This window comes from Companilactobacillus ginsenosidimutans (assembly GCF_001050475.1).
Lineage (GTDB): Bacteria > Bacillota > Bacilli > Lactobacillales > Lactobacillaceae > Companilactobacillus > Companilactobacillus ginsenosidimutans.
This window is the reverse complement of the sequence record NZ_CP012034.1, coordinates 1994801-2007126: the sequence shown is the minus strand read 5'-3', so window position 1 is coordinate 2007126 and position 12326 is coordinate 1994801. Positions and strand designations below refer to the sequence as shown.

The following is a 12326-nucleotide window of genomic DNA, read 5'->3' as shown; positions in this document are numbered from 1 at the left end:
TAACAAATGATAAGATTTCTGTGAAAAAATAAATGATAAAGGATGATATTATGACTTCAAAAAAGAGTTCAAGTAATATGCATCATCAGAAAATGGCCCACCGCACAACAAAAATCGCCGCAATCGCCGGATTAACCATGACATGTGGAATGATCTTGTCTGAGATTAGCCCCGTTGTTTTTGGGGAACAGAGAGTTAGTGCAGCTGAGGGTACCCCAGTTACACATACACAGAAGCCAACAAGCACTGTCCCCGCTCCCAGTGGAGAAAAAGGTCCCACTCCGGAAACACCTGCCACCCCTGAAACTCCAGATACCAACGATTTAAAACCTGACGGGACAACATTATCAATAACTAGTGCTGATCAATTTAACGATTTCAAAAATATAGATACCTCTACAGATCATTCATTCGACAACATTGAGACAATTACCTTTTCTGGAGATTCCGATTACCAAGTTTCAGATGATCAAGCAATGGCAACACTTTTCAACAGATTTAAAAAACTAACGACAGTCAATGGCATCGACAAATTAGATATCCGTGCATTGACCACCCTTAACAATGCCTTTAATAAAACCCAAATTAAGGAACTTGATTTTTCTAATCTGAACATATCCGATAAGACAATTGATAGTTTATTGGCTATACCCACTCTTGAAAAAATAACACTTCCTGGTAACACCAACCTAAAGGATTCAATTTCAAAAACTACAGCCGCTGGAGACACTTGGATTAAGATGGATTCAAAACATCCAGACATGCCAGCATACGGTCAAAAAATCGATGACAACTTCTCAATGCCATCAAATTCAATTACCATTAACAAATTTCCTGGAAATTATTGGAAAACGGATTTAAAATTAGCTATTTCTGTCGACGGAAGCGATTCGCCATTAAATATCACAGTCTATAATATTTTGGTTAAAAATGGAGTGCCAAACACCATAATGCTCCCAGAAAGTCCCGATCCAAAATATTCACGTACTTCTGAAAGCACAAAAATTAATATTCCTAATGACTACACAACTGGCAAATCTGTTTCAATTGACAGGACAGACCTCTACCAGTTGAATAATCAACCTGTTGAACCTGCAAACCCTCTTAAATTGACTAATGGTGACACATTGCGCATCACACCAGAAAACTATTCAAAAGAAAATGTCACGAGCTTTAAAGAAAAGTCAGAAGTAAAACACCTCATTTTTGATAATGATATCGAATTGACTGGAAATATAAGCCGTTTATTCAGTGGATTTAATAATCTCATCGATTTTAACGGAAGTTCTGACGTACTTAATGTAAAGACCTCAAACATTACTAACATGGATAACCTGTTTGCTGGAACTAAAATAAGTTCTTTAGACATGTCTTCCTGGGACTTAAGTAAACTTGAATCAGCAAATAATATGTTTTCAAATACCGGGCTTGTTAAGTTAGTAGTGTCTTCAACCCAGCCACTTTCGAAATTGAGTCTTCCATCCTCAGATAAATCAACCTGGTTCAAATATAACAAAGAAATGAATACAACTGATGATTTTACTAATGCTGATATCATTAGCGACACCGATCTTACTTCACTAACTCCTGCAAAGTCTGCCAGTGACAAAACATATTTCCAAATGAAAAGCGGAAAATATGCTAATTCTCCTGTAACTTTGAATGTGACTAAAGATGGTCAAGGAAATTCATCCATTTCACTTGGAAGAATTTTAAGACAAAGTGGAGACACTAAAAAGAGTTTTGATCTATCAAAACTAGATGTTAACTATATTTTTACACCCAATAATGTTAATTTAACATTTAATGATTTAACATCTAATCCAGTGACTGATCAACCGGTTAGCTGCATCTCAAAAGATAAATTAATAGTCCTATCCGACGGAACACTACATGTGACATCCAGCAACTTCAAGGAATTTAGTAAAAACCAACTGGATGCTAGTCAAAAAAGCAAGGTCCAGACAATCGTAATGGATAAAGACATTAAACTTAGTGAAAATCTGTCAAGATTGTTTCATGGATATACTAATTTAACAAAAATTGAAGGACTATCTGATCTTGATACTTCTAACGTTACAAATATGGATTACATGTTCCAAGGTGATGTATCTTTGGAAAACCTTGATGTTTCTCATTTTGACGTAAGAAATGTAATAACCTTTCAACAAATGTTCGAAGGTACTTCAATTAAAGAGCTAAACTTGGAAAATTGGAAATTTAAAGAAAACTCGAACACAAATGTAAATTTATTCCTTGCTGATAATGCACTGGAAAAACTTACCCTACCTGGAAATAAGAATTTGTTAAACGGCGAATTAACCAGAACTGGTTTGCCAGACATCTTGGACGGGAAAAAGATTTCCTTCATCCAAGATGCAATTCCCGGAACACAAAACTACCAAGGAAAACTAGCTCTAGAGAATACACTTCTCAAAAGTAAAGAAACAGCCACAACCTTCTATAGAGTGCCTGGAGAATTCCACACTAGAGCACTGAACGTTTTAATAAAAGTAAAGGGTAGAAATGATTCTGTACAGGCATCAACGCAAGACATGTATACCGTTAGTCCTAATCAGTCAATCACTGTCCCAGCACCAAAAATTAAGGGATATCACGCTATGGATAATCTCAACACAGTTCTTAATGTCGGGAGTAATTTGGATAGTGAAATAAGCTTAACTTCGCCAATTTATACAAAGGATTCAAACAACTCAAATGATTTAGTTGTTGTTAACGGCAATCTAAGTCTGACCCCTGATAATTTTAATGTTGATAATATCAAGAAATTTTCTCAATCCACAGACGTCCACACTATCAGTATTGACCCTGAAATAAAACTTTCAGATATCTCCAATGATCTGACAGATTTATTCAGTTCATATAACAAATTAGAGAAAATCACCGGACTAAACAAATTAGATGTTTCAAATGTACAACATATGGATAGAATGTTTAAAAATACAAAAGTAAAATCTTTGGATATACAAGATTGGTTATTCAACGAAAATGTAACCACCGATAACATGTTTCAAAATTCATCCATCAATGATTTGAAATTAAAGAAAGGAACAAAATTATCCAATGTCAATTTGCCCACCGGGGAGTCAACTGATTCTGAAAAATCAACATGGTTTGAGGGCAAAGATAATAAACCGGAAAATAATAAGATTCTAGGATCAGATACTCTTATTAATATTGTACCCACTCAAACTGACAATTCTGATAACTTTGACGAGTACCAACTCGTTCCAGGTGAATTCAAAAACAATGACATCACTGTGAATATTGTTAAAGACGGAAAGTCTGATACTATTGCTGTTAAATCAATATTCAGAAAAATTGGAGATTCATTTGAAATCAAGGTACCCGACAAGCCCGATTTTGTAGCTAATCAGCAGACGATAACACTAACGGATGATGGATCAAATAAAGCGCTGACTCCTAAAAATGAATTAGTGTATACACCTGAAGCAAAAGTCTTGATTAACAAAGGCAACAAAACCGATATAACAGCTAAAAACTTTAACTCACAATCAATAATTAATTTTAGTAAGGGTAACGGTCAAACAGTTGAGGAAATTCACATTAAAGGACCAGAGAAAATAACAGTATCTGGAACTGATTTAGCCAACTTATTTTCTGGATTTACACATCTAAAGGTTATTGACGGCCTTCAGTACTTGGATACTTCAAAAGCCACTGATATGAGTAATATGTTTGCTGGTACTGCTTTAGAAAGTATTGACCTCTCAAACCTTGATACTTCCAATGTGACTTCAACTGCAAACATGTTCAAAGACACCCCAGAATTGACAAATATTATTTTCGCCCCTGCTCCAATCACAACGAATGACAAAGAAAAAGAACAAACTAACCCGGTAGCTAATAAAGTAGCTTGGAATCTCAATAAGGTAACATCTGTCCAAGGAATGTTTGAAAATTCAGGAATTAAAGATCTAGATTTATCTTCCTGGACTCTTCCTGTTAATCAACCTACTGCAGACGGCATGTTTTTAAAAACAGCACTAACCAGATTAACTTTGCCCAAAAATGTAAAACTAAGTAAAACAGGATTGACTCCCACCGAGGGACACACATGGTTATTAGACGACGCACAAAAAGGAGGCAATGATGCTTATTCTACGATTGTCGCAGATGGTAATTTGGATTCAACCACAGGAACAACACTAAATTTGAAAAAAGGAGTTTACGAATCACATAAACTTGATTTAATAGCTGCGTTCGACGGGAATTCTAAACCTTTTACAACAGGATTAAGCTACACATTTGTTCCCGGAAATACAATCACAGTCGATAAACCACATGTCGATGGGTATTATCAACCCAAAGGGGAAATTGAAATACCAACAAACAAAACTGGAATTCCAGCTGCTGTTGATGTTCACGACAAATTATCATATGAGAGCATCCCTGTACCAGAACAACCAGATACAGGCAATCAGGGTAACAACAATTCAGGTTCAAGTTCAACCTCAACTGGATCAACTACAACTGATAACTCAAATCACAACTGGTTAAACTTACCAGACTTCCCTGATTTCCACTTCAATACACATCACGAATTTAAGCCTGTAACAACAATTGTGAAAGCTATTAGAAAGATATCCACACACGTCAGAAAAACGGCTATTAAGCTTTACAATTCAGCTCTAAAACTTATTAAGAATCGTAGTCTATCTCCAAACACACCTTGGTTCAGTGACAAGGAAATGACGAAGGATGGTATTAAATACTTCCGAGTTTCAACTAATGAATGGGTTCGTGCCAATGATGTTTACGAATACGCAGAACATCTAGTAACCATCACGACTAAAGGTGGCACACCTAAGCAACTCGTCAACTCATTAGGTAAAACAATTGTTAACCGTTCACTATCAAAGAATTCCGCATGGAGATCCGACCGAACAATCACACTTAATGGGAAACTTTATCACCGAGTTTCAACCGACGAATTCGTCGCAGATGATGATGTAACCATTAAATAAGAAACTAAAAATTAAAGCATCTTGCCAACCTCCCATTGGTAAGATGCTTTTTTGTGTATATTTTTGTATTTTTTAAGTTAAATTAATACTAAAAATAAGGAATTTTGAAAAAGTTTCATTTATAAAATCACATACAGAATTTTGTGTTCAAAACTAATAGTTCATTATTCAGACAAAAAATGATTCTTGTTTTGAATTCATGGTTTAGGCACCACTCACCAAGATAGTTTTAACTATTCAATATTATCAACACATGAAACCGCTTGTAATTAATAACAATTGTAATCAATATAATCGTATTTATTAAATATAAATCTCAGATAATTACAATTTAAATTTCACATTTTGATAACCATCATGATATGCTTTTTCGTGCAATACCAAAAATAAAACCATATTCTAAACAGAAAAGGACCAAATTATGAACAAAAACAAAAGAACACGTAATAACGATCCAAAGAAGATGGCTTCAAAGACAACAAAAATCGCAGCAATCGCAGGATTAACACTAACATGTGGAATGATTTTATCAGAAATCAGCCCTGCAGTTGCCAATGCCACTACTCTTCCAAATAATACTACTAATGTTCAAGTTGGTAAGCCAGGTGATTTTGACGGAACCGATACACACGATAAGGATCCAGAACCAACACCACCAGATTACAACAAGGATCATCAAATTCATATTGACTCTACTGACTCCACAGATCAAGCAGGACACCACCACATCAACGTTCAAATTGACAACTCGCATGTTGAGCAGACTTCCCAACCAACTTACAATTGGTATGTAACAAAAACTAATGAATTACATATCTCAGGTAGCAAACTTGAGTCTGATTCATTTAGTAAGTTATCAAAAAAATCAACTGAAAAAATAACTAAGATTATTTTCGACACAAAAATAGCAGCTCCTGAAAATGCATCAGGTCTATTTTCACAATTTATTAACCTAGAGGATTTAGTTAATATCAACAATTTGGATATTTCACAAGCAAAATCCCTAAGCAAAATGTTTAAAAACACTTCACTAGTTTCCTTAGACTTATCAAGTTGGAAAATTGCTGATTCAACAGATGTTTCAGGCATGTTTGAAAACACATTTTTGACATCTCTAAAAGTAAACTCACAATTCAAATTAGGAGACACTTCATTAGTAAATGATTCATTGATTGGTAACGATCCATATAAATGGGTATTTAATGATAAAAATAGAGATATTAATGTTTTAAGCACTTCTGAGATTCTCAAAGAATCACCAAACCTTAAAAATGACGAACCAACTCTTTTTACAAGAATAATTCGATCAAATAAAACATTAACAAGAGATGTTGAACTATTCACGAATTTAAAAAGTAAAGTTTATTCAGAAAAATCAGTTACTGGATTCATTGGAACAATCATTCAGATAAATGTTCCAAAAATCAAAGGTTTCACTGCAAATAAAAAAGTTGTAAACGCACTCGTGACTGAATATGACATTAAAGTTATCGATCCTCAAAACACCGGAAAAGTAGTTTATAAATCTGACTCTACAAATCCAACTGTTCCTTCGACTCCATCTACAGGTGGAGCAGTTGGCTCCTCTTCATCATCAGCACAAAAGCCTGACAAAGACAAAACACCAAAACCAACAGAAAAACCAACAATCAAAAAAGCAATCCGTAAAATCACAGTTCACGCAACAACAAAATCAGGTTCATTATTCAGCAAGTCACTTCACCGTTCAAACCGTAGCATCGGTACAAACACTTCTTGGTACAGTGATCAAGAAATGACTATTGGTGGCAAGACTTACTTCCGTGTATCTACTAACGAATGGGTTTCTGCTGACGATGTTTATGAATATTCAGAACAAAAACACACTGTTGTTACTAAGGATGATACATCAAGTAAAGACTTGGTTAACTCACGTGATAAGAGAGTTGCTAACCGTGGTTTAGCTAAGAATACTGCTTGGGCTTCTGATCGTATTGTTACAATTAACGGTAAGACTTATCACCGTGTATCAACTAACGAATTTGTTGCTGCATCTGATGTTATCGTTAAATAATTTTCCTGCACTCCCTTATCCTTCCCTTTCTAATCCAAAACCAATAAAAAAACTTGTTGCCATTATTTGGCAGCAAGTTTTTTTGTCTCGATATTTGTTTTATCTGGATCAATCTCTGGGTCGTCGAAGATTATGTTATTGACTGAGGCTACTTTGATTGTTCCGCTGATTGGGTTTTTAATGCTCATTACGTTTGTTGTGATTTCAGCATCGATGTTTGAACAATATTCGAATGCTAAATCTGTTCTTAAGGCTTTGCAGTTTACCATCTTTAGATTGTCGATGTAACAAAGTCCTTGGTCACTTTCGATTGTACAGTTTACTAGGGTGATGTTCTTTGTGTTCCATGCTAAATATTCACCACTGATTTTTGAATCGTAAATTGTAACGTTCTCACAGTTCCAGAAGGCATCTTTTGATACGAAGGTTGAGTTGTGAACTTCGACGTTTTTAGCACCGTCAAAGACGTAGTTTCCTACAACGTTGATGTTGTCGGCATAGATGTTTTCGCTGTTCATTCCAAAGTAATTTCCGTTTACTTGGACGTTCTTTAAGTTAATATCTTTGCAGCTCCACATTGTTTCTTCGGCATCTGCGAAGTGGACGTTTTCTAGTTTAATTTGGCTAGCACGTCTAAATAATTTTGGTGCTTGAAGTGCGGAATTTTTGATTTCGATATTATCTGTATACCAAATTCCTGAACGTGACATTGTTTCAAAGATTGAATCTTCAACTTTAACGTTCTTTGCGTACCACAATGGGTATTTCCATTTGAATACAACATCAGTTAAGTCTATGTCACGGGCTTCTTTTAGTGGCGATTCACCTTCACCAAAGGTTGTGTCTGTAATTGCAGCGTCGTGTTCTTTGAATAAAGGACGTTCGCCTTCAAAATATTGTTCATTAATAGTTTTTTTCATTTATTTCACCTGTTTGTAAATTTTTTGTGTAATTTAGTCCATGGACTGCAATTCATATAGTTCTGAATAAAGTCCACCGGCTTTTAATAATTCATCATGTGTTCCGCGTTCAGCAATTCGTCCGTGGCTCAAAACTAGAATTTGATCAGCATCTTGGACCGTCGATAATCTGTGGGCGATGGCGATGGTTGTTCTGTCATCCCTCATCTTCGACAATCCTCGAGTAATGCTCTGTTCAGTTTGTGGATCGATATTAGCGGTTGCTTCGTCCAAAATCAATACTTTTGGATTACGTACAATTGTTCTGGCAAACGAAATTAGTTGTCGTTGACCAGTAGAAAAACTGCTTCCACGTTCGATAACCTTGGCATGATATTTATTAGGTAGCTTTTCAACAAATCCATCCGCGTCAACGAACTTAGCGGCTTGTTCAACTTGTTCATCAGTAATACTGTCGTCGTACATACGAATGTTTTTGGCAATATCACCGTAGAACAAGTATGGCTCTTGGATAACCAGACCAAGCTTTTCACGGAGTTCCCTGGTTGAGTAATCACGAATATCATGGTCGTCAATCAAAATTTGACCCTTGCCAAACTCATAAAACCTCAACAAGATATTTATAATCGAACTCTTACCACTACCAGTGTGACCGACTAAAGCCACAGTTTGACCAGGTTCAGCCGTGAAGGAAATATCCTTCAAAATTGGTTCACCTGGCACATAACCAAAAGTAACGTGACGGAATTCAATTTTTCCAATCTCAATCTTGGCATCACTGTCCTCATTTTGCTCAGGACTCGTCGTGTCATTATCGAACAGCCTCATAATCCGATAACCGGCGACCATCCCGTCCTGAAAGTATGACATGTAATTCATAACGTTAGACAATGGATTGAAAAAGTTTTGTTGGTAGGAAATGAACGCATAGATGACACCGGCTGCCACGATGGTGTGAGTACTTTCCAGTCCGAACCCACCTAACGAAATTACTTCTGCCAATGTGAACATCAAGGTTATCGTTGGATATAGCAAGAATGAGTTCACGTTGATCATTTTGTTTCGTTGCGTGAAGTACTGATGGTTCTTTTGCTCAAATTCAGAGATCATCCGTTTTTGTTGACCAAATTGTTGAATGATGCTGATACCCATCAGTGACTCGTTTAATTTAGTATTGATTTGACTCAAATATTCACGTAAACGCTGATAAATTTTTGAGCTCAATCGTTGATACAACCAAATCAATAAGTACAAAACGATTACGAATAATGCGGTCGCAATTGCCAATGTGACGTTGACTGACATCATCGCCACGAAAGCTGAAACCATTGAGAATGCGGCTACTAAGATCATCAAGAATAGTGTCCAGAAATCGTAAAGTGTCTTGGTATCGTTAGTAACTCTTGAAACAATTGATCCGGCGGGTGTCTTGTCGAAATAATCCATTCCCAATGTATGTAGTTTTCTGAATAATTGACTACGAATTTTCTCCAGTGTCCGCTCTGCCCCCATTGAGAAAGCAAAGTTTTGAATAAACTGGACGATTGCTTTGATTATTGTTCCGATGAAGTAGACAATCGCAAATCCGACGATAATTTGAATTCCGGTGTCTTGATGCACCAGATAGTGGTCCATGTAGTATTGCAGCAATCTTGGCAAGATTACATTGATAATGCTCAACACAATCGCGAATATTATTGCTGTGATAAATTGACGCTTGAATGCCCAAGCGAAGCTGAATAACCTTTTTAAAATATTGCGTTGTTGCTTACGAGATAGAGCTTGAATGTCGCTAATTGTTTCTGCTTCTTTTTTATCCACGGTTATTCAACCTCCCTTCGAGTTCGGCGTTCTTGGCTTGCAAGTTGAAGGTGTCGTAATACCAACCGTGCGCTGCGAGTAACTCTTCATGCGTTCCGTGTTCGATGATGGTTCCGTCGTCGACGACTAAAATCTGGTCGGCATGTTCAACGGAACTCAGGCGACTGGCGGCAATAATCGTCGTCCCATTGCATCTGTTTTCAGCAATCCGCTCCTCGATATTTCGCTCAGTCTTGGAGTCGACAGCTGACAATGAATCATCCAAAATCAACAGTTCAGGATTACTCAAAACAGCACGGGCAATTGCCAATCGCTGCTTTTGCCCACCGGATAACGAAACTCCGAGCTCACCAACTTGGGTGTCATACCCTTTTGGCATGTCGTGAATATCATCATCAAGGTCGGCAACATGCGCAGCTTCCTCAACTTGTTGGTCAGTAGCATCAATATTAGCGAATCGAATATTGTCGCGAATATCAGTTGAGAATAAAAAGTTAGTTTGTGGAACATAGCCGATGGTATCGAGATAATCATCTAACTTGAAGTCACGAATATCATGATCACCAACAGTAATCTGACCGTTGTAATGGTCAAAGTCACGCATCAGCAAGCCAATGATAGTCGACTTTCCGCCACCAGTTGGGCCAACAATTCCCATCGTCTGACCCTCTTTGAGTTCAAAGCTGACGTTGTTTAAAGCAATCGCCTTGTCATCAGGATAATGGAACTTCTTCATTTCAAAATCTAACGTCCCATTCGGAGCCGTTTTCACCTCATGCCGTGGTGTAACCAATGAAGATTTTTCACCAAGAAGTTCGGTTATACGGTCATAACTAGCCGACCCACGTTCCAAAATATTGAACAGACTACCAATCGCAAACATTGGCCAAGTTAATTCCGCCATGTATGTGATGAACGAAACGAGTTCACCAATGGTAATTTGTGAGTGGATAACCGCCAAACCACCAAGAATAATAGTGATGACGTAAGAAATACCCATGATAATCGAAGTCAGCGGATCAAACATTGCATCCAATCGATAAGACTTTTTATTAGCCTTAATATTTTGATTAACATACGTATCGAAATCTTCTTCGTCCTGTTTCTCTTGACCAAGCGCCTTCAAAACTTTGATACCAACAACACTTTCTTGCGTCTTATTGTTGATACTAGAAAAAGCCGCCTGTGACTTCATGAAGGCGTCGTGAATCTTGTTACCTAGAACATTAGCCATAACAGCCAACAAAATCAGTGGCAAGATAGCATAAAGTGTCAGCTTCCAGTCAACGAACATTCCCATCGCAAAAATCATCGATAGTCCAGTAATCAAAGAATCTGCCAGCGTCAAAACACCAGGTCCAGCAACTTCACGGACAGCGTCAATATCATTAGTAGCGTGCGCCATCAAATCACCAGTCCGCCACTTCTGATAAAAAGTAGTATCCATTTTCATAAAGTGTCGGAACAAACGATCACGCAAATCACGCTCAAGAACATAAGAGCTACCGAAAATCATCTTTTGCCAAACAAATCTCAAAAAATATCCAAGAATGGCAACGACAATTAATAATCCTAAATTCATCATTAAAAAGTTGATGGTCATAGTTTTCTTACTGACAGCATCAACCACTACACCAACAATTCGTGGTGGTATTACGTTACAAGCAGCGACCAGGAGCAGGGCTAAAACTCCAAACGAGTACTGCTTCCAGCGGTGTTTAAAAAACCAACTCAACCGAGAAAAAATCCCCATATTATTTCACCTATTTTATTTTATTATGGTTTTTATTCTATACCTTAGAGTGTGGTGGAAGGCAAGGGTTTGTATTGTTTTTGTTTTGGATTTTTTTTTGGATGTTCACTGCTGCACTCCGGTCGGGATTATTTTTTGGCTGGAACATAGCTGGCCCACTTAGAGCCTTTTCAAAGCCCGAAAAGTCTCTAAGCTGGACCTTTTACTAATCCGAGAAAACCACTCGAATAAGTAAAATTTAGCTATTGAGCCAAAAATAATCCCAACCTCCGTGCGAGGGGGACAACCATCTTTTTGTTTTGTGTCTTTGGTTGAGGTTCACTCAAATACTACAATCTCCTGTTTAGGGTTCTGGGGATTTAATACAAGACTAATGTACTTAGTTGTGACTCTAGTTAAAACACGAGAGAAGTCCAAAAACTTGGCTCTAGGACAAAAAATAGACTTACTCCCCATTTGGAAATAAGTCTAATAGTTATATATTTATTTTTCTTAGAATTTGAAAATTCAAATTTGGAATAAACCCACTATTCAAAATTTCTTTAATATCTGAGGCACTGAGATCCACTACAAAACAGTGAACATCCACTCCACACCAAAGAAAGAATGTTAGTGATTCCCTAGTCCGCAGGTCAGGTTCTTGGGGGCCCGAGCCGTGGCGTTGTCGTTAGCCTGCCATCGGGCAGGGTTAGGACAAAACCGAGATTCGAGATTTTCCCGAACTTGGAAAAGCTCGAATTCGTGTTCACAGCGACCACGGCCCCCAAGAA

Annotated in this window: 5 protein-coding genes; 2 read left to right on the top strand and 3 right to left on the bottom strand. The window is 37.3% G+C overall.

Translation table 11 applies throughout. The features are described from left to right. Positions 1-50 precede the first annotated feature (50 nt). Together ABM34_RS10100 and ABM34_RS10095 are read left to right on the top strand one after the other, a co-directional pair. Complete coding sequence (locus tag ABM34_RS10100) at positions 51-5009, top strand: BspA family leucine-rich repeat surface protein (protein WP_048705479.1); 4959 nt, start codon at positions 51-53, stop codon at positions 5007-5009. 421 nt (positions 5010-5430) lie between these two features. Continuing rightward, positions 5431-7062, top strand: a complete 1632-nt coding sequence (locus ABM34_RS10095; RefSeq protein ID WP_048705477.1) for an SLAP domain-containing protein — start codon at positions 5431-5433, stop codon at positions 7060-7062. Between the two features lie 62 nt (positions 7063-7124). On the opposite strand, the gene ABM34_RS10090 is transcribed toward ABM34_RS10095, so the two are convergent. The 3 genes from ABM34_RS10090 to ABM34_RS10080 are packed head-to-tail and all read right to left on the bottom strand — an operon-like array spanning position 7125 to position 11556. Further along, positions 7125-7982, bottom strand: a complete 858-nt coding sequence (locus ABM34_RS10090) for a DUF3737 family protein (RefSeq protein ID WP_048705476.1) — start codon at positions 7980-7982, stop codon at positions 7125-7127. A gap of 33 nt (positions 7983-8015) precedes the next feature. After that, a complete protein-coding gene (locus tag ABM34_RS10085) occupies positions 8016-9803 on the bottom strand; it encodes an ABC transporter ATP-binding protein (RefSeq protein WP_048705474.1) in 1788 nt (595 codons plus the stop codon). Further along, positions 9796-11556, bottom strand: coding sequence for an ABC transporter ATP-binding protein (locus tag ABM34_RS10080; RefSeq protein ID WP_048705473.1), 1761 nt, complete (start codon positions 11554-11556; stop codon positions 9796-9798). The genes ABM34_RS10085 and ABM34_RS10080 overlap by 8 nt, the downstream gene beginning before the upstream one ends. Positions 11557-12326: the final 770 nt, after the last annotated feature.

Bases quoted from the DNA above. Each gene is read 5' to 3' on its own strand.
- ABM34_RS10100 (WP_048705479.1), top strand. From the start codon at position 51: ATGACTTCAAAAAAGAGTTCAAGTAATATGCATCATCAGAAAATGGCC.
- ABM34_RS10095 (WP_048705477.1), top strand. From the start codon at position 5,431: ATGAACAAAAACAAAAGAACACGTAATAACGATCCAAAGAAGATGGCT.
- ABM34_RS10090 (WP_048705476.1), bottom strand. From the start codon at position 7,982: ATGAAAAAAACTATTAATGAACAATATTTTGAAGGCGAACGTCCTTTA.
- ABM34_RS10080 (WP_048705473.1), bottom strand. From the start codon at position 11,556: ATGGGGATTTTTTCTCGGTTGAGTTGGTTTTTTAAACACCGCTGGAAG.